The following is a 19,110-nucleotide window of genomic DNA, read 5'->3' as shown; positions in this document are numbered from 1 at the left end:
GCTATTTATGGACCTGCTTTACGATTATGAGCAGGTCCATAATTTTAATCTAAATTATCGTCTTCCTAGACCTGAACCTGTTCTCCGGGTCCTGGCTATACTTCCCTTTGATCTCAATCAGCTTTTCGTAACTCTGCATAAAGTAAGTTTCCGTAGGTACACCATCATCTTTGAAGCTGATAAAAGCGCCACTGGTTTGTGGAAACTCAGCCTTTCGGCATTCCTCAAGCCAGTCCATCGCGCGGTTGGTATAGAGGTTTACGCCGGCTTTTTCTGACGCTTCAGGTGAGATATTCCTGTCCGTATCCCACCATACCTGATACTGGATAGTGTAAGGCCGGTCTTTATATGGAAAAGCGCTGCCCAGAGGAAAGTCTGCCGGTTTGTAGCCGGCATAAAAAGGTCCGGATATGGCCCCAAGCGTAACATACGCCCTTACACCAAGTGCTTCACCCTTCTCAAACAGCAGGTCAGATTCCAGGCTTCTGATCAGTTTTTTGCGACCTTCATCTCCAAGCCCTTCTGCATTGACCAGTCTGGAAGTAATTTTGTGAGGAGCAGGAATGTCATCCTCCAGCGGTATATCCCGAAGCAACGGACGCCCACTTTTAATGGCCATTCTTCTTCGGTGAGAGGTAAGCTCCCAGGAAGAAAACTGCAAATGATGATCTGTTCCTTCATCAGAGAAGAACTCCAGATGATCAGGAGGGAGGTTAGGGAACCATTGCTTGATTTCGGTTTCTATTTCTTCTTGGGTACCTGCATAATAGCCAAAGAAGGTACAATCATGAGCGGACTTTTCAATCGGCGCATTGTCGGCAGGTTTGGCAAAGATCTGGAGGTTGGTACCCAGTAAGTTAGGGCTTTGGTTAGGGGCAATGGCATTTTCCCAGCCTTTAAGTACTTCCAGTGCCGGTTTCATATTCCAGGTAGCGGCAAACTTATAAGTAGTTTTGGGCAAAGGAAAAGTTTTGATCACCAGTTCTGTAACTATGCCATAGCTGAATCCGCCACCTCCGCGAAGCGCCCATAACAGTTCCTTTTCCTCATCAGTGCCCTGATCAGAAAGAGTTTTGATGCTGCCGTCACCAAGTACGATGGTAGCGCCCGTCAGGCTCTCGCAGCACATGCCATGCTTGCGTGTCCATGGTCCCCAACCTCCACCTAGTGTGAAGCCAGTGATACCTACGGTCTGGCACGTTCCATGAGGTATGCCTACTTTGTTTTCATTCAATACCTTGATCAGGTTTTTAAAAATACAACCCGGCTGTATGCGGGCTACAGCCTGATGGTCAATAGTGGCATTGTTCATATGTCTCATATCCAACACCAGGGCATCGGTAGCCATACATTCGCCTTCATGGTCATGGCCGCCACCTCTTACACGCAGTTCACGATCAGATTGAAATGCGAACTTGACCAGGCTGGATACATCTTCTGCCGTCCTTGGGTATACAATAGCCCAGGGACGAAAGTGGAACCGCCGGTTAAAGATTTGGCGGGCGGCATTATAAGCAACAGGGTCAGAACTGCAGTCTGTCAATATTTTCATTTGCCCGGTGCTGAATCCGGCATCTTCAAAAGCTTTTTTAAAATCATTCATGCTCTATTAAGGTATTTGGTTGCTTGAATTTGAAGTTTACGACTACCACCTGGTTTGCCTGTCAAATGCTTCACTTACAATTAGTTTCGAAAAAACATCTGTATAAATAAGGCTCAATTTAAGCGGCAAGTCCTTTAATTTAGATACTTATTTCGTTAAAAGAAAGAATTTGAGAAATCGATAAAAACAATTGATAATCAGATATTTATGCGATTGTTTAGAGGTTTAGGAATAGATAATTGATTGATAATCACTGACTAAATATTTTGGTTACGTGCCTTATTTTTTTGCGCTCGTTACACTAATGATCAGGAGGTTTACTTTTCTGGCTTGTGTTAATCCGGACAGGTTAAATAACTATATAAAAAAAGACGTAAATTGATTCCCTTAATATAATCATCTGGAGTATGAAAGTAATAATCACCGGAGCGACCGGCATGATTGGCAAAGGGGTACTTCTGGAGTGCCTGGAGCATGAAGCAGTGGATGAGGTATTGGTTTTAGGCAGAAGCAGTGCTGGCATACAGCATGATAAACTAAAGGAATTGTTTCTGCGCAGTTTTGAAGATTACTCGGAGATAAAAGAGGAGCTTACAGGGTACGATGCCTGCTTTTATTGCCTGGGTGTAAGTGCTGCAGGTATGAAGGAAGAACGATATACTACCATAACGTACAATTATACCTTGGCCCTTGCCCAAACGTTACACACCATTAACGCGGACATGACCTTCACTTATGTCTCAGGAGAGGGCACCGACTCTACCGAAAAAGGCAGTTCGATGTGGGCCAGAGTAAAAGGCAAAACGGAAAATGACCTTCTTAATATAGGTTTCAGGCAAGCTTTCATGTATAGGCCGGGTGCAATCATTCCCCTGAAAGGCATTAAATCCCGCACTAAAATTTACCAGTTCATCTACGACTATTTTATGTGGCTAATCAAGTTGCTTAAAAAGCTTTCACCCGATTCGATTGTAAATACTACAGACATTGGCTTGTCTATGATCAATATTGCAGCTCATGGTTATGAGAAAAATGTACTGAGGCCAAAAGACATACTGATTACTGCCCGGGAGTAGCAGACTCTAGCTTAGTATTACCAGTGGGATTTTTTAGTTCACTTTTATGGAATTATCTTGCTGCTGCATCCTGTTATAAAAAACTAACTTATGCGAAAACATTTTTCCTTATCTGTATCAAAGCCGTGCTCCGAAAAATGGGACGGTTTTTCACCCACAGCAACAGGTGGTTTCTGTAGCTCATGCAGTAAAAACGTAATTGATTTCACCAAAATGAGTGATGCTGAAGTTATTGAATACTTCAAAAATGCATCATCCAATACCTGTGGTCGCTTTCGAAAAGATCAGCTCAGAACATATTCGCACCAAGCCCCCTCAACTCACACAGGTTATAAGTGGCTGCAAACCGGTCTCTTAAGTGCTGTCCTTGTTTTCATCAGTAAGGAAACCAGTTTGGCGCTACCAAACCCGAAGGCAAAAACAGAGATTTTTGATACAGATGATAAAAAGACAGAATCCTCAACGTCAATAGCAGAAGGTCATATCGTAAGTGGTGTAGTAACTTATGAAGATAATGAGCTATTACCAGGTGTAAACATAATACTGAAGGGAACGGAAATTGGCACCGTAACCGATATAGATGGAAGGTTTAAATTTCCGGCAGAGTTAAGAGAGGGCGATGTTCTGATATTTAGTTTCATTGGCTTTAAAACAGAAGAGTATACCATAAGAAAAAATTCTCCGGAAGTACTGGAAATCAACATGATGATGGATGTGGAAATATTGGGCGAAGTGGCAGTTGGGGGAGCATACACAGCCCAACCCTCAGGACTGGCAGGAGTATGGTATAAAATAAAAAACCTGTTTTAATGATCAGGCGCAAAGCACTAAAGGTATTTGTGACAGTGGTGGCTATTCATTGTGCAATAGGGGTCTCTGCACAGCCTGATTACCCGGATAAAGATGTTTTTGGCAAGGCTGACAGCATCGCCTCTTTATATCCTAAACATTCGCTGGCTGATCTTAAAAGCCTCTCGCAAAAGCTTACAGAACCATTATCAACAGATACGGAAAAGTTTAGAGCTATCTACCGATGGGTGTGCAGCAATATTGAGAATGACTATGGGCTCTACACAAAGAATAAGAAACAAAGGGAAAAGCTAAGAGGAAATGCTGAGGAACTGTATGCCTGGAACGAAAGCTTTGGGCCACAGGTATTTAGAAAACTTCTGGATGAACACAAAACCGTTTGTACAGGATATGCTTATCTTATCCGGGAGCTTGCAAAGTATGCAGATATACCCTGTCAAATCATCAATGGATATGGGCGCACTGCTCAGGCCAACGTGCGAGGGGAAGGCATACCCAACCACTCCTGGAACGCCGTTAAGCTTGACGACCGGTGGTACTTATGTGATGCCACCTGGTCGAGTGGCCTGGTCGATCCTCAAAAAGAAGGATTTATGCAGCAGTATAGCGATAGCTATTTTCTCACTACACCATCTGATTTTGCCCGTAATCATCACCCTCTTGATACAGCCTGGCTGCTAACGGCCGAAAAGCAGACTCTAAACGAGTTTTTAAATGCTCCTTTGATTTATAGAGAAGCATTAGACCAAAACGTTTTGCCTTCTTCACCGGAAACGTTTAATGTAGAAGCCAAAAGAAAGGAACCTGTACAATTTCAATTCAAAAGCCCCGGACCTGTTGATCAGGTTGAACTACAAGTTGTAAATGGTAGCAGCGTTACAAATATTGAGAGTAAAGCTTATAAAAGAGACAATGGGATGTATGTCATTGATTATACTTTTCCTCACAAAGGGACATATGTGCTTCATTTTCGAATAAAGGGAGCATATATTTTTACGTATGAAGTAAAAGTTAGTAAGTAAAACCTTCCTGCTACTTAGAGCGAGATATTCTTATTATCAATTCAAAACCCCAATCCACCAATTCAGAAAGTCGTTACATGCATTGGTTGAAATTAAACTGTTGATTACCTACTAGTTTCGGAGCATGCTTAATCCAAAACCAATGCAATGACCAGCCAGACCAACCCTTTTAAAGGCGAAACGACTATCAGTTTTACTTGTCTGCTTTCTTTAAGGGGAATAGTTAATGATGCAGGTTGCAGGCGGGCAACGAAGCCGTGATCCATAAGTAGTAATTTAATCATGGTGGTGTTTGGCAGCCATTCTTCGGAATGGCTGTTTTTTTTCTATTCAGCAATCATTTTTCAACCATTTACTCATGCCCCGCACCTAAGCTTTCTTCACAAACTCCGATTTCAATGCCATGGAGCCAAAGCCATCAATCTTACAATCAATGTTGTGGTCACCGTCTACCAGCCTGATATTTTTAACTTTTGTACCAGCTTTTATAGGCTGTGGCGCTCCTTTTACAGGTAAGTTTTTGATTACTACTACCGAGTCACCGTCCTGCAGACGATTGCCGTTAGAGTCCAGTACGACAAGGCCGGTTTCTTCTGTAACTTCTTCATTTGGGTTCCATTCATGATTACATTCCGGGCAAATCATTAACAAGTCCATAGGGTAGGCAAACTGAGACCCACATTTTGGGCAAGGTCTAATTTCTGACATAAATTGTAAAGCTTAAAAATTAAATGGGTGCATAAATCTACGTATAAATTGGTATAACTGAGGTATTTAATTTTCGGAATAGGATCAACGCTTTACCTGAACATTTGATTGCAAAGATCAATAACATAAAACGTGCGGTGATTTACGGTGTCTAATTATGCAGACTATTAAAATCAGCTTGTTATTATCGCCGGCTTTAAATTCAATACTATTTTAAAAGTGTGTTTCATTTGCAAAATAAAAATACCCAAGGTTAGGTATTGACTGGTTTACTTTTCTCTGTTAGCTTGCTAAAGCAATAGCAAAAAATAAAAGTAGCATTGATACGTTGGCCTAATAATTTTTTTGAAGCTATTCGCGGTATGTGGTACGGCGTGGCCGCCCTTATCGTTGTTATTTATCTCGAGGTTGTCCTGGTTCAATACTTTGGTTTAGACTGGATCACCTTACAGGTTGTCCTGGTTCAATACTTTGGTTTAGACTGGATCACCTTACAGGTTGTGCTTGATATACTCAAGGTTATTTTAGGCCTATATCTTATTTTGATGTTTTTTACGCTGATTTCCAAGGTCAGCTTCAGCAATGTTGACAGGTCTGTCAACGCATTCCCGGGAGGGCTTACCATTCATGTTGGTCTTTGGTTGTTTTTTTATGCTATTTGCTCACTTGCCGGATTATATACTGTTTTCAATCCAGAACTTTTAGGACAATACATTCCTAATGAAAAAGCAGAAGCAGAGGCTATTAACGAATCCCTTATCATGTTGTTTTCTGCCGGTATTGGGAGTAGCATTACTTCAATACTGGCTTACCTGCTTCATGCCAGTGAAAAGAAAGATTTTGACTTAGCTTTTGTACCGTGGTACTTTGCCAGGCCGATGATGGGAATGCTTTTGGGCCTCATTTTTTACTTTGCCATGAAAGGAGGCATACTTGTGCTTACCATGGACGAAGCCAGAGAGGGGCCTCAAAACCTTAACGATTTTGCACTGGCCGCGGTGGGAGCCCTGGTAGGTATGTTTAGCAAAAATGCCCTTGAAAAGCTCAGAGAGGTTTTTAATACTTTGTTTAATACCAAGGATGTCAGTGAAGCTGTTAGTGATGAAAGCCCGGATAAACCAGCCCCTTCAGACATAGTAAAGACTTATTATGAAAAAAATAAGAAGGCGCTTATGTCAAGGTATAAAGTTATAGCTATTGGATTAAGCAAAAAGGAGGTAAAAGGGTTTAAACAAGACATCGATTGCATTGCTTTTACGGTAGAGTCAAAGACCCAGTTTGAAAAGGACAATGAACTGCCGCCATACTTTATATATAAGGCTGGGGATGGCATTGACTATAAAATATATACCGACATTCGGGAAGAAGAAGCCATTACGGTTTCCCAATCTTCAAAACCTCAGCCGGGAGATGGGATTAACGTGGGGAAGTCGGAGGGTACATTTGGGCTGTTGGTTAAAAAAGATATCAATGGTAAAACCGAAACATGCATTCTTAGCTGCTTTCATGTGTTGTGTGGGGATGATTTGTGCAATAATTACCTGCAGTTTGATCCTGCCCTGGCCAAATCCAGCGATGTGATATATAATGGAAGCCCGATTGCGAAAGTTGTAGAGGGCATGCTTAACCATGCTGTGGATGGAGCACTTGCCGTAACTACTACTAATCTGAATAAGGTAATAGAGCACCCCTATATATCTGCCCCAAAACATGGTGTTTTGCCCATAAGCCAAGTGCATATTAATACGCCTACAACATTATACTTAACCGGTGCAAAGACCAGATCCAGAAGGGCAGTGGTAGACTCTTACGATGCCGATGCCAGGATCAGGTTCGGTGATCAGGTTTTGACCATGGAAAATCTGATAATCACTGAACGCATGTCGGATAAAGGGGATTCAGGAGCTGCCGTTTTCTCTGTGGAAGGAAAAGTGGTAGGCTTGCTAATAGCAGACAGTAAAACAAAGTCATATATCCAACCCATTTTACCATTAATTAGTCAACTCAAATTTGAAATAGATTATCAATAATGAACAAAATTTTATTTATTATATTATCCTGTTTAACTCTAACCGGTTATAGCCAGTCAAAAACCGTTGAAGTGGAGTTAAAGGATACCCCCGGCTCTATTGGCCCCATTTCATTACAACATTGCGAGGTTGACACCTTGATTATTAAAGGACATGTTGATTGGCTCGAAGAAAGCAAGAGCAGCCTGGTTTTGATATCAGGTAGTAATGATGATCAGATATCCAACTCAGGAGATTTGGTCTTTTTAATATCAGAAGAAGTGAATAATATCACTGCTGATAATGGCAAAAAAGATATTGTGTTTACACTCCAATACGTGGGAGGTGCAAAAAGTGATCCCTGGCATGACTATATCAAGGCAGGCAACACCAAAATACCAATTGAGCTAAACAAATGTGATGATGAGGAAGAGAAACCGGAAGCAGAATTTAATAAGGAATTACAAAACTTAGCAAGGCAAGAGGTAGAAAGTAAATACAATTTTGTTGAGCACACTGTAAATGGAATATATATAAAAGATGATGTGGTCTATGTGTTCATGGATCAAAGTGGCCATTTAATTAAAGGTACCAAGTTTCCCACTGTATTGAAAGAAAGTGATCGGTACCAGTACAGAGTGGTCATTTTTGCCGATAAAGTTCAATATGATGAAGATAAGTTCCTGGTGAAAATTGAAGGCCCAGAATTTCGGTCAGATAATAAAATTTCAATCCTTAATACATCTGATGGCAGTGCTTCATCAGATAAAGCAGAGATTGACTTGGTCGTCATAGAATCAGAGATATTTGGTCCTTATTCAGATTATGCTTCTTTCAAAGTATATAGGGTAGAAGAAGGAGAAGATGAGTTTAAAGAAAGTGACGTCGTCTTTGACAGAACCGCTAAAATCGAGAGCAACCGCCCCTACCATGTAGCTATCCTGGGTGGGCTTTATTACTCATCGCTTAATGACCCTCAAAATGTGGTAATGGGTGCGATACCAAATAGTACCGATAGCACCCTGTATGCAGATAACCCCAAAAGCCAAAGGGCTTTGACTATTATGGCAGTGTTTTATCCCCGGCCCCGTGACCCGAATTATGTACATAAAGATTTACCCTTTATGCAAAAATGGGGCGTAGCCTTTGGGATTAAGGTCAGTGAAAATGTGTTCGACGACCTTTTGTTAGGGCTTAATTATGAGTTTTCAAAAGGAGGCAGTTTTACGGTAGGTACCCATTATGGCAAACACAATGCAGTACGCGGCTATGACAATTTCGAATTCGGTAAGACCACGTATTCAGGCGCATTTACTAATGACCAGCTTTCGGAAGTATGGGATTTCGGCTTTTTTACCGGCATTACAATAGACCTCAGAATATTGGGAGCTCTTAGACGAAATGTAAAAAACGAAAGACAGGCCAATTCGGATGCCAATGGTTCATCTGCTAACACAACCGGAGATAACCCATGAAGTACCTACTAATTATTATTTACATATTTACAATTCAAACTGCAGTATGGGGGCAGGAGGTTTTCAAAAGATATCTTGAATATGATAAAATTTGGGATGTTCAGGGGTATTATTCCAAAAACATGACTCCCGGTGCCCATGCTGGTTTTTTTGGAGTAAAAACCACCTATATTAAAAATATACTATTTCTGGACGGTGATGGGTATCGCGATCCTGATATTGGTTTAAGCATTAACCCTTCGGCAAATATTGGTAAATTCCATACCAGGAAGTCCCAGGTGAAAAATGTACTCCTACAGGATGGTGTGCTCAACTTTCAGCCCTCATTGTTTATCCGGGTATTGCCCGATGAGCATTCGAGGTTCACATTCTTTGCCAATGCGGGTGGTGGTGTGAAGCTGTTTTACAAACTCAGGAATATTGAGCCCGGCAGCAGTCCTAATTACCTTCCCAGTGATGACGATAACGGTCTGTTTGACCAATGGGTATTTGAAGTAGGAGCAGGTATAGATTACGACGAAATATTTTCAGTTCATGCAAAATATGTTCGTGGCTGGCACGATGTAACCAAGTCTACTGAAGATTACTATCGAAAGTATATTAATTCATCTACCACTTTTGTTAAGTATTTTAATGTAAGGGCCAATTTTGCCATCTGCAAAAGCACCACTGCATTTATAGAATGGGACGGGTATAGAAATTCATTTGATAATGAACGGATTGTACTCGCCGGAGTATCAGTTTACCCATGTCTGCTCATTGGTAAGTTAAAGGAGAAAAAGGAAAAGGAAGGGAAGTAAATTCTTAAATAACTTCCCTTCAAATAAATAAAAGACTTAACATATAAGTTAGTATCGCCCTATGTCAGAGTCGGTGGTGCTGTCATTCATAATTTCCTCTATACCTGGAGGAACATTGAGCGGTCACCGATTACCACTTACCCGATAACCGTAACTGCAACCATCTAGCTTCGTGCGGTAATCTGTAAGAGGGTCTTTGTAGTAAGACAAACCATTGGCAACCAAAGCCCTAAGCACTCAGATACTCATCAGTGAAATACTTGCTCAAAAATATCTCAGCATTTTGATGGGCAATCTTTTGCATAATATCGGCAGGAGAGAGGCCATACATCATATCCTTGAGTTGTGGCGGCCCGAAAGTGGTGAGTTTATCATTTTTATACAATTTGAGGAATTGAGGAGCCTTCAGGAAACCGCCAATGTCTTCAATTAGCTGATGAAAGTCGCCTACTTTCGGATAGCAATTGAAGAGGTCCATGATGCCGTCATAGTCGCTGCCGAGGGCTATGATATCCCATGCCGATCTGTTGCCTACAGCCAGTACTATTTGAAATATATTGCTCAATATCAGTTGGCAATACAGCGCTGCCAACTCTTCCTGTGCATGAAAAGCCTGCTTACCACCTTTGGCTATACACTTTTTAAGCTTTTTTAAATTCTTTTTGGTTTTACCTCCCGGTGTACGTCCCTCGTGTACCACCAGGCCTATTATACCGTCAGAGGCATGGATAGCCCTGATATCTTCATTGCTCAGGTTGATAGACCAGCAACTGAGGTAAGTACTTTTATCAGAGCGGTAGGTGTCTTTTCTGTTGACATCGTTAGTTTCATGGCCATTTACAGCAGCATGACTGGCTATAACAGGTATGGCATCACCTGCGTCCCTTTTGTCTGCTACAAACTCATAATACTCCTGGCGGGCCCTCATGCTCAGGTGCTTTACATCTATCAGTACCCTTCGGCCCAGGCTACGGTCCAGCAATTGGTTTATCGCCAGCCAACCGGCATCCGTAATACCGTCATCCAGTCCTACTGCCTGGTAAAGCAGGTCATCCATGCCGGGTACTATTCCATGCCCGGCAGAATAGCTCTTGGCATGGCCGGCCAGCAGGTTATTGTACATATGTACCAGTGTTACAAAAAAGGGAGTATGCTCAAAATTTAGAGCGGCATCGGGGCCTGTGCCTTTCAGGTGCCGGATATTGCTTTGTAGCGATGCCTTAAAAACTTCCTTGTCATCTCGGGGCAGGCGATCGTAAGGCGTATTAAACCATGACCCTTTGGAAATGGTGGTCAGGCTATGCCCGCCCTCTACGCTAATGATCATAGCGAGTTGATTGCCCACGGCTCTTACATGCTGGTATTCATCATAATTGTTGACAATTTTATAAGTAAAGCCCCATGGCCCCGCAGTGCCCTGCCGCAACCTGAGGTAACTATACTCACCAAAAGCAGGCTCGGTGAAATAGTCGATACCCTGATTGCAGCGGACTCTTTTAATGACCTTCCTTACTTTCGCGATCGGAAAGCCGGTAAGTGCAGCTCCCAGCGATGCAATATCATCTTCGCGTAGCAACAGGCCGAGTAGCCATTTGCGTATTCGCCCTTTCTTTTCTGTACTTCTCACAAACCAGCCACGCTCTGTTGGATGCAAAGCACATATGCACAACGAAAGGTCACCCTTTACCCATTCTCTCATTTGTGCCTGGGAGTCGCGCGCCGTCTCTGTAATTACACCTCTGATGAGCCCGTTTAGCCTATAGTAGTTCTCTGCATCAGCCTCCATACCGTCCCATAAGTCCACGTCATCACGATAGGTGTCGTTGTTATAGGGTTTCATACTCGGATGATTGTGCAGGTCAATGATGCGAAGCATAGTTAGTTAGGTCAGTTTGCGAAGGAATATAGTGATTTAGTCTTTAGTATGGAGTCATTAGTCTTGAGAATTTTGAGTGACGGATCGTTTTTGTACGTAGTTATTAATAAGCACTATGCTCATTAGACAGTTACCTTGAGGTGTGCATTGAATGTGCCGACTATTTCAATGGATGCAGGGGACATTCGCAATATGCCTGCACGCGCTTTTGAGAGGCTGATAATTGCTCCTGCTCTGCATCGATGGCTTTAACCTTATCGTTAGCCCTGGTAATGACCTTTACTTTGAATTTTAACCTCAGAAATTTGTATAAACCAAGTGTTTTCATTTTGCTACTTATTATGTAGCAATACTACATTAAATGTATCAATATCCAAATAGATCTTACACTAAAAATTTTCAAACCCGGCTGACCTTATTCATAGATGGATGTTATCACCTCGACTAACCATAGGAAATGCTAACCAAGGCAGACTGCGGCTTTTGCTAAACTTCCGAAAGTAAGGTAAAGCTCACCGCTCAGCAGCACCGGCTAAACGTAACCACCACATGAAAAATACCAGCACTCCACACTTGTGAACATTTAGCAGAATACCCGTCAATTCAACTTTTAGTCCAATAGCCCAAAAAATGGGCATATTATATGTAGATTTGAGAGTTTTAAAATGCAGCGACTATGAAATTTCCGAAACCAGGCGAACCTGTAAGAGGTTCAAAGACAGGCCAACCGGTAATGGCCTTATTAGATTTGCTAGGCAGAAGCTGGTCGATGGGAGTTATCTGGTACCTGAAAGAAGGCCCGAGTACCTTTAGAAAGCTACAGGAACACTGCGAAACCATTTCGCCCACCACACTGAACGTAAGGATAAAGGAACTCACCCACGCTGGTGTGATAGAAAGAACTCTGGACGGCTATGCGTTAACATCAAGAGGAGAGGAGCTTTTCGAGCTGCTTAGTCCACTGGGAGCCTGGGCCAGAAAATGGGCAAAAGAAATGAACGCTAAAGGCGAGACTGGTAAATAAATCGGCAATCGGCAAGGCAGTAAGCAAAATATCATATCAGAGTTCCCCTGTTGGAGCATGAACTTCCCTGATTAGAGTTGACCGGTATTAAACTAAAACTTCTGTTATTTAACTGCTTACATTTTCTCATACCACTGCTGCTCAAATGTTGCTGGGGATAATTTTCCTAAATGATCATAAGGCCTTTGCGAATAGCAATTTTTAACAGTTTTACGAGCTATTCGTTGAAATTGTTGGGTGAGCTGTCTATGGTTTTGCCTGATGTTATCCAGGGCATTTGTGAGGTTATTGTTTCGTTTTTCGAGTGTGTCAGACTTTTGCAACAGCTTTTCATATTCACTTTCAGATTCTTTTGACCCACTACAGTTGGCCAAAAAGATCATTAGTAGCAATGCAAGATATAAACCAGCTTTTTCATAATGATATCAATTTTGGTTTAAAAGAGTATTTCAAATAAAGCTTCCAATAGTTTCCCTATTACAAACAAAATGGCTATAGTGATAGCAAACAGTACTATAACCGATGTAAGCAGCAAGCCTTTGCCGGATCCCGTATGCTTGTCTTCCTCGTAGTACTCTTTTAGCAGGCGCACATTACGGTCATTAGCTCTGAAAAATATGTCAAATACACTGCCTGCAACCGGTATTGCTCCAATAATGGCATCCAGCGTGGCATTGATTACCATTTTAGTAACCAATTTGCCACTGGCGCCATGGTTGTACATAGTATGGATCAATACGCCGGAAATGATAAAAGTAGCTATATCACCCAGTACAGGTACCAGGCTCAAAACCGGGTCAAGCCCAAAACGGATTTTTGTTCCCGGAATGGTGAACTTGGAATCCATGAGCCTGGATATTCTCTCTACCCGCTGCAGGTTCGGTTTGTTTAATTTTGTTTGTATTACTTCAGGTTCTATTGTAATGGTTTTCATTTGGTTTGTTTTGGTGGAGCCAATACTGTTAATTATCAGCTACCAACTACTTCTCCTCCGTTTACATGGATGATCTGTCCCGTTACATAGCTGGAATCTTCCGAAGCCAGGTAAACGTAAGCAGGAGCGACCTCCGAAGGTTGCCCGGCCCTGCCAAGCGGAGTATCGGTCCCGAAATCGCTCACCTTGTCAAAGGTTGATGGGATCAGAGGTGTCCATATCGGGCCTGGTGCCACTGCATTTACATAGATGCCCTTTGATGCGAGATTTTTGGCCAGTGACCTGGTAAATGACGTAATAGCTCCTTTGGTAGATGAGTAGTCCAGCAAATGGCTGCTGCCCCGGTAGCCCGTCACGGAAGTGGTATTGATGATATGTGAGCCCTTTTTCAGGAGAGGAACAACTTCCCGGGTGATCTGGAACATGGCAAAGATATTTGTCTTAAATGTATCAGTAAGCTGTTCAAGGCTTATTTCTTCAATGGAATCTTTTGGGTACTGAACAGCTGCATTGTTGACCAGAATATCTATGGTGCCAAAGCGCTCCGTGGTTATACTTACTATCTGTTTGCAAAACTCAGGTTGCCTGATATCACCCTCCAGAAGGAGGCAGCTGCTCCCTTCTTCTTCCACCATATGTTTTGTTTTTATCGCGTCACGGTCCTCTTTAAGATATACGATTGCTATTTGTGCGCCTTCTCTGGCAAAATGAACGGCTACTGCGCGACCAATGCCGCTGTCACCACCAGTGATCAGGGCTACTTTATTTTGCAGTTTGTGGCTTCCTTTATACGACTCGCGTATGATCTCAGGTTCCGGGATCATCTCATGTTCTTTGCCGGGCTGCTCACTCTGGCTTTGCTCCGGAAACTTGGTTGGCTTGGACATAGTTGTTCTGTTGTTTAGTGTTGGTTGATATTTTACCCGTGCAAAATCTTTATACTTTAAGCCTGCCTTTAATTCCATCATCTTCATAATGATCGGATACGGCAGAGGCAGCTATTTTGAATAAGGAAACCAGTTTGTTGTGTTTGGTATCCCAGTAATAAGCATCCTGGGGCGAAACCCTTAGTAGCATCAGATTAGGGTCATCCTTACCTTCAAACCAGGCACTTACCATAGGGTGCCAGAGTTCGTCTATCTTATCCCGATCATGTGACAGGTGAGCAGTACCGTAAATAGAAAGGAACTCTGTTTTTCCCGGATGACCATACATTAGTTGTATGCGGTTATCCTGCTTAATATCAGTATACTGCAAGCTATCTTTTGAATTAAAGAACCAGATATTACCGGTGTCGTCTACCTTCAAGGTTTGCATGGGCCTTACATTCAGTGGAAGGTACTCAAGGTTGGTTGCCAGCATGCAGGTTTTAATATCCTCGATCAGGTCTTTAAGCTTTTTTAATGCTTCACGGTGTTCCAGGTTTTCAGTAGTACTCATAGCTTATTGTATTTAGTTGTTGAGATTATTAAGAAACAGCCATTCTAATGGCAGAATGGCTGATAAAGTGTGTTTAACAAGTAACCGGAAATGCTGTATTGCTCCGGTTATTTTATTTAAAGTCAGGCCCGTCGGGCAAGATGCATAATCAATCCTATTACGAGAAGTACCAGGAATATATAGAATATTATTTTTGCAATTGCCGCCGCGCCAGCTGCGATGCCTCCGAAACCGAAGATGGCAGCTATTAAAGCGATTATTAAGAAAATTACTATCCAACGTAACATAGTTTTAAGGTTTTAGTGATTAGAAACTTAGTTATGAATTCATAAGGGTAAATATCCTGCCAACTCCATTTTTGTCATAAATTTGACCTTTTAAGGGGTTTGCATGTAGAATTGTTGCCCCGGAAATGGGAATGTTTTGTGCTTATTTGGCATTATTGGCTAAGAGGCAGCCTGGCTTCGACCAGAGTTACCTGTACAAGCATTGATGTGTTCTCGCCAAGTTTGGAAAACTAATGATCGTGAAGGAGTGATTATATGTGAGAGGGGCAATTGAAATAAAAAAAGGTCCGTTTACGAACCTTTCATAATAAGCATATTTAAAATCAGTAATGTCATTACCGGTTATCGTGCCTCATGTTACAACAGGCTTCCATCTCTGTGTATAATTCTTTCTGGACTGTGATGGGGAGGCAAACTGATACTGATCCACATGGGTATGTTCGGTAACATACCGTGCACAGTGTTCAAGAGTTTTCCTGCATATAATAACCGCCCTTAAAGCCTGGTTTATATTATACTTTTCACATGAGTTAATGCATGCTTTGCAATAAGATACAAATTGTCTGAAAAGATTTCTGTGTAGTAAGTCCGGTTCTTCATTAAGCTTAATGATGAGTATCATACCGGCGTCAGCACAGTCTATGGCCTCACTCAGGCAATTATTTGCCATTTTTTTATCTGCCGACTGAGTACAGGCTGTGGCAAGGTTTTCACACGCCTCTACACATTCATATATTGAATCCAATAGTATAGACTTTTCCATTTTTAAATGAATTTTGTGATATTTTGGTCATTAGTAGAATAACTGTGCCAACATGTAAAAAGGATCGTGACAGGGGTTACCCCTACACATATGGGAGGTTTTTCCTCACTTTCATGGTAATGTTTTACTCAATTTTCAGAAAGAATATCCCCATCTGCTATCAAGGTAATTCTCCCCGGTCCGTGAGGGCAGGTGCATAAGCATGCTGGTGGTGAAAAATTGCAGCCGGTTGCGTTGTGATCAGGTTATTTCATTTGTTCCTGAACCCGCTTTTCCTGGTACATTCTTCTGCTTAATGTAGTAGAATATTCACGGGCTTTTTTATTTCCATAGTCTACATACGCCCTGTCAGCCCATGATTTTGCCGTATTGAGGTCACCCAGCACCTCATGGGAGATAGCGATGTTGTAGCAAAGGTATCCGGCCTCTTTTGTCGCTGCCCGGCTAAGGCCGCTTTCCCATTTTTTGGCAGCTCCCTGCCAGTCATTAACATCAGCCATACGTGAACCTGCAGCTATTTCAGGTATTTTTTTGGACTTACTGTAGAACTCACGTGATATCCTTATTGGCATAGGGGCAATTTTATAGGCATAATCCGAACCCGCCATTTCACTCACATAACGGGTAGCTTCCGATTTGGCAATAAGGCCTGCCAGGGCATCCTTTGCACTCTTTCCTGCAGCCTGCCAGGTATTTGATTTGGAAAACAGCTGCTGATCTACTATTGTTTTTTCTTTGGGGTCATACACCCTGAAACCAATGGTAAGATTGCCCACACCTTCTGCATAATACTCATCAACCTCAATCTCTTTTTTTACCCCATCCTGCTCTATTTGCTTTTTAACCTTTCTTTTTCCATTAGTTACCACAAAATCAGTATCAAAGATCTCGATAGCTACCATAATTTCAGCGCCATATCTGGCCACCATTTGTTCTACTTTAGGCCAGCTTAAAGGATCAGGAAAAGCCGAGGTGAGACTGTTACCTGTCAGTTGCTCGCTGGCTACTTTGGTCTGGAAACGGGGCGAGGCCATAAGCTGGTTTTGAAATGCTGTCATTGTAGCTTGTACTCCGGCTTTGTCTTCACCGGGCATTTCACCTGTTAATATGCCTTCCACAATGTTTACAGCATTTTTATCAAACTTTGAGCGGTTTACGATTACGATTGTATTAGCGTAGGAGGGGAATGTAATTTCTGCCGGCCGCATGGCATTCATAGTTACTATTCGTGTGCCGGAACAAGAGCCAAAGATTATTGCGCTCAGTATTGCAAAAAAAGAAAGGTATCGGGTCATCAGATTTTTCATGGTTTCACAGGGAGATGTCAACAATCAATATAAAAATATCCGGCATCTTTTGCCAGAATTATGGTCAAAATCAAACCACTACAATACCAGTCTAGAGCCATTTCTTACGCCGAAAAAAAAGTAGTGTAGCTGCAGAGGAAAGTATCATCAGTAAAATAGCAAACGGATAACCCCACACTTCATCCAGTTCAGGCATGAACACAAAATTCATCCCATACATACTGGCAATTAATGTCGGAGGCATAAATACCACCGTTACCACTGTAAAGATCTTTATAATACGGTTTTGCTCCATATCTACAAGACCAAGGAAGGTGTTTTGCAGGAACTCCAGCCGTTCAAAACTGAATGCAGTATGATCAAGCAGGGACCCAACGTCTTTGATCATTACCCTGATGGTTTCATAATCATCCTTTGGGAAAAAGCGGCTCTTCAGTATCGACGAAAGTATACGTTGTTTTTCAACAATGTTTTCCCTTATGGCAATAGTAGTTTCCTGCAGAGATGTAATGCGGATCAGCAGGTCGCGCTCCAGGTCATTATCCTTTACCAGGTCCTTACTGATGCCTGATATCTGGTCGGTTATATTTTCTATCAGATCGGCATCAAAATCAATCCTCGTTTCAAAAAGGGTAAGCATAATGTCGGCGCCTGTTTTCGGTTTGAAAATATTGATCTTTTTAAGTGTATCCGTAAAAGTGTTGTATTCGCCAGACCTCTGAGTAATAAGAATATCGTCCTTAAGGATAAACGAAACAGGTTCGTTGGCAAAACCACCCTCAGGATTCCGCTTCAGAAAATTAAGGTTGATACCTACTTCCTCTTCATTTTCAAGATAACGGGAGCTGCTCTCAATCTCCTTGCTTTCCTGACGCGTAAATAGCTCAATTTCCATAGCCTTTTCTATCAGCGATTTTTCTTCCGAAGAAGGAGAAAGCAAGTCTATCCAGAGCAGGTTGGCCAGGGAGCCAGGCAAAACAGTAATGTTGGGAGTCACTACTATTTTTCCATTTTCTTTAGTGATTATATTTATCAATTTTTCAGATCATTTAAAGATTGATCAAACCGGTCGCTAAGGTAACTATTTATAGTTGGCACTTCATAATGGATATCCTTGGTTTTTCAGATATTGTTGCTACATTAAGATGGCATGTATACTTTAGGTATAAAGGTTTGAGAATCAAATGAAATTTGATTTTTAAACCAAAGAAAAGTTGGCAAAATGATAACACTCACTAGCGTTTAATGTTCTAAATATAGGTTTGTAAGTATGTGGTTATATGACAATATTACACAACAGCAAAAGCGCCAACGTATTTAATTTTCTGGCTATGAACCGGGTAATTACCCAGATCTCCAGGCCTGTAAAAACAGGAGATGCAAAGAAGGTCAGGTACCTTTTTATCTCAAATGCTGCCTTCCTGACTTTTTTTAGCCAACTCAACGAAAATGATGTGAAATACCTTACTATAGGGAGTCTGGCCATAGCATATCATGGCGTGATTATGCTCAGTGATCACCTTGAAATATGGGTTGACTCTGAAAAAGAAAATATCAGGAAAATAGAAGATATTGTCAATAAGAAGTTCACCAATAATCAAAACGAAATGGATATAACCATTAATAGTCTGGGAGAGCAATTTTTTTTAAGAGTATATCGCAGGCTGAATTATTTTCCTGCTAAAAAGTTCAATTGGTGTTATGTGAAATGTGAAACATCAGTGGCCTCGGGCATTAGTTTACCTATACTCAGCCTTGACGACCTTATAGTAGAAAAAACTGCCTCAAATGATCCGGCTGATGTGGAAATTGTTGAAGCATTGGAAAATATGAGCTGGTGAACACGGCTGCCCTGTCCCGCACGTTAGTCTTTAATTCTCAATTGCCTATATATTGGACTTAAAGCAAATAGTTTGATATTTATGAAAATAATTAAACAAATTTGTTTAATTGAACGTTGTTCATTTATATTTGCG

At 41.7% G+C, this 19,110-nt stretch carries 20 protein-coding genes; 8 read left to right on the top strand and 12 right to left on the bottom strand.

The annotated features are described in order from the left end of the window. Positions 1–49: 49 nt before the first annotated feature. A complete protein-coding gene (locus tag LVD17_RS23120; RefSeq protein WP_233761783.1) occupies positions 50–1,603 on the bottom strand; it encodes an FAD-binding oxidoreductase in 1,554 nt (517 codons plus the stop codon). 407 nt (positions 1,604–2,010) lie between these two features. Here LVD17_RS23120 and LVD17_RS23115 point away from each other — a divergent pair, with 407 nt between their 5' ends. The 3 genes from LVD17_RS23115 (at position 2,011) to LVD17_RS23105 (ending at position 4,511) form a co-directional block, all read left to right on the top strand. Continuing rightward, positions 2,011–2,679: an NAD-dependent epimerase/dehydratase family protein gene (locus LVD17_RS23115; protein ID WP_233761781.1), complete on the top strand. Its 669-nt coding sequence runs from the start codon at positions 2,011–2,013 to the stop codon at positions 2,677–2,679. 90 nt (positions 2,680–2,769) lie between these two features. Further along, a complete protein-coding gene (locus tag LVD17_RS23110) occupies positions 2,770–3,489 on the top strand; it encodes a carboxypeptidase-like regulatory domain-containing protein (protein WP_233761779.1) in 720 nt (239 codons plus the stop codon). Continuing rightward, the gene (locus LVD17_RS23105; RefSeq protein WP_233761777.1) at positions 3,489–4,511 is read left to right on the top strand and encodes a transglutaminase domain-containing protein; all 1,023 of its coding nucleotides are present in this window, start codon (positions 3,489–3,491) and stop codon (positions 4,509–4,511) included. Before LVD17_RS23110 ends, LVD17_RS23105 begins: the two co-directional genes overlap by 1 nt. 128 nt (positions 4,512–4,639) lie before the next feature. Here the strand turns inward: LVD17_RS23105 and LVD17_RS23100 are convergent, their stop codons facing one another. Together LVD17_RS23100 and LVD17_RS23095 are read right to left on the bottom strand one after the other, a co-directional pair. Continuing rightward, the gene (locus LVD17_RS23100; RefSeq protein ID WP_233761775.1) at positions 4,640–4,795 is read right to left on the bottom strand and encodes a hypothetical protein; all 156 of its coding nucleotides are present in this window, start codon (positions 4,793–4,795) and stop codon (positions 4,640–4,642) included. Positions 4,796–4,880: 85 nt separating this feature from the next. Continuing rightward, positions 4,881–5,219 carry a zinc ribbon domain-containing protein YjdM gene (locus tag LVD17_RS23095; RefSeq protein ID WP_233761773.1) on the bottom strand — a complete coding sequence of 113 codons (339 nt, stop codon included), beginning with the start codon at positions 5,217–5,219 and terminating at the stop codon, positions 4,881–4,883. A gap of 362 nt (positions 5,220–5,581) precedes the next feature. Between LVD17_RS23095 and LVD17_RS23090 the strand changes: the two genes are divergently transcribed. From LVD17_RS23090 to LVD17_RS23080, 3 genes are read left to right on the top strand one after another with little or no spacing between them, the layout of a single operon-like run. Continuing rightward, on the top strand, positions 5,582–7,249 hold the full coding sequence (locus tag LVD17_RS23090) for a chymotrypsin family serine protease (RefSeq protein ID WP_233761771.1): 1,668 nt from the start codon (positions 5,582–5,584) through the stop codon (positions 7,247–7,249). Next, on the top strand, positions 7,249–8,703 hold the full coding sequence (locus LVD17_RS23085) for a hypothetical protein (RefSeq protein ID WP_233761769.1): 1,455 nt from the start codon (positions 7,249–7,251) through the stop codon (positions 8,701–8,703). The genes LVD17_RS23090 and LVD17_RS23085 overlap by 1 nt, the downstream gene beginning before the upstream one ends. Continuing rightward, a complete protein-coding gene (locus tag LVD17_RS23080; protein WP_233761767.1) occupies positions 8,700–9,503 on the top strand; it encodes a hypothetical protein in 804 nt (267 codons plus the stop codon). The genes LVD17_RS23085 and LVD17_RS23080 overlap by 4 nt, the downstream gene beginning before the upstream one ends. A gap of 229 nt (positions 9,504–9,732) precedes the next feature. Here the strand turns inward: LVD17_RS23080 and LVD17_RS23075 are convergent, their stop codons facing one another. Together LVD17_RS23075 and LVD17_RS23070 are read right to left on the bottom strand one after the other, a co-directional pair. Then, complete coding sequence (locus tag LVD17_RS23075; RefSeq protein ID WP_233761765.1) at positions 9,733–11,379, bottom strand: amidohydrolase family protein; 1,647 nt, start codon at positions 11,377–11,379, stop codon at positions 9,733–9,735. A gap of 160 nt (positions 11,380–11,539) precedes the next feature. Next, positions 11,540–11,707, bottom strand: coding sequence for a hypothetical protein (locus tag LVD17_RS23070; RefSeq protein ID WP_233761764.1), 168 nt, complete (start codon positions 11,705–11,707; stop codon positions 11,540–11,542). Between the two features lie 348 nt (positions 11,708–12,055). Between LVD17_RS23070 and LVD17_RS23065 the strand changes: the two genes are divergently transcribed. Continuing rightward, complete coding sequence (locus tag LVD17_RS23065) at positions 12,056–12,403, top strand: winged helix-turn-helix transcriptional regulator (protein ID WP_233761762.1); 348 nt, start codon at positions 12,056–12,058, stop codon at positions 12,401–12,403. A 436-nt stretch (positions 12,404–12,839) separates the two neighbouring features. Here LVD17_RS23065 and LVD17_RS23060 read toward each other — a convergent pair whose 3' ends face one another. The 7 genes from LVD17_RS23060 to corA all read right to left on the bottom strand — a co-directional run bounded on the left by LVD17_RS23060 (position 12,840) and on the right by corA (position 18,170). Next, on the bottom strand, positions 12,840–13,337 hold the full coding sequence (locus tag LVD17_RS23060) for a DUF4112 domain-containing protein (RefSeq protein ID WP_233761760.1): 498 nt from the start codon (positions 13,335–13,337) through the stop codon (positions 12,840–12,842). Positions 13,338–13,372: 35 nt separating this feature from the next. Continuing rightward, complete coding sequence (locus LVD17_RS23055) at positions 13,373–14,224, bottom strand: SDR family oxidoreductase (RefSeq protein ID WP_233767984.1); 852 nt, start codon at positions 14,222–14,224, stop codon at positions 13,373–13,375. Positions 14,225–14,273: 49 nt separating this feature from the next. After that, positions 14,274–14,777: a pyridoxamine 5'-phosphate oxidase family protein gene (locus tag LVD17_RS23050; RefSeq protein ID WP_233761758.1), complete on the bottom strand. Its 504-nt coding sequence runs from the start codon at positions 14,775–14,777 to the stop codon at positions 14,274–14,276. Between the two features lie 122 nt (positions 14,778–14,899). Further along, a complete protein-coding gene (locus LVD17_RS23045; protein ID WP_233761756.1) occupies positions 14,900–15,064 on the bottom strand; it encodes a DUF1328 family protein in 165 nt (54 codons plus the stop codon). A 352-nt stretch (positions 15,065–15,416) separates the two neighbouring features. Continuing rightward, positions 15,417–15,827 carry a four-helix bundle copper-binding protein gene (locus LVD17_RS23040; protein WP_233761754.1) on the bottom strand — a complete coding sequence of 137 codons (411 nt, stop codon included), beginning with the start codon at positions 15,825–15,827 and terminating at the stop codon, positions 15,417–15,419. 245 nt (positions 15,828–16,072) lie between these two features. Next, a complete protein-coding gene (locus LVD17_RS23035) occupies positions 16,073–17,134 on the bottom strand; it encodes a DUF6340 family protein (protein WP_233761752.1) in 1,062 nt (353 codons plus the stop codon). A 91-nt stretch (positions 17,135–17,225) separates the two neighbouring features. After that, positions 17,226–18,170: a magnesium/cobalt transporter CorA gene (gene corA, locus LVD17_RS23030; RefSeq protein ID WP_233761750.1), complete on the bottom strand. Its 945-nt coding sequence runs from the start codon at positions 18,168–18,170 to the stop codon at positions 17,226–17,228. Between the two features lie 244 nt (positions 18,171–18,414). Here corA and LVD17_RS23025 point away from each other — a divergent pair, with 244 nt between their 5' ends. Next, positions 18,415–18,975, top strand: coding sequence for a hypothetical protein (locus LVD17_RS23025; RefSeq protein WP_233761748.1), 561 nt, complete (start codon positions 18,415–18,417; stop codon positions 18,973–18,975). The last annotated feature ends 135 nt before the right edge of the window (positions 18,976–19,110 follow it).

The organism is Fulvivirga ulvae (genome assembly GCF_021389975.1).
Taxonomy (GTDB): domain Bacteria; phylum Bacteroidota; class Bacteroidia; order Cytophagales; family Cyclobacteriaceae; genus Fulvivirga; species Fulvivirga ulvae.
This window is presented reverse-complemented; position numbering and strand designations above follow the sequence as displayed.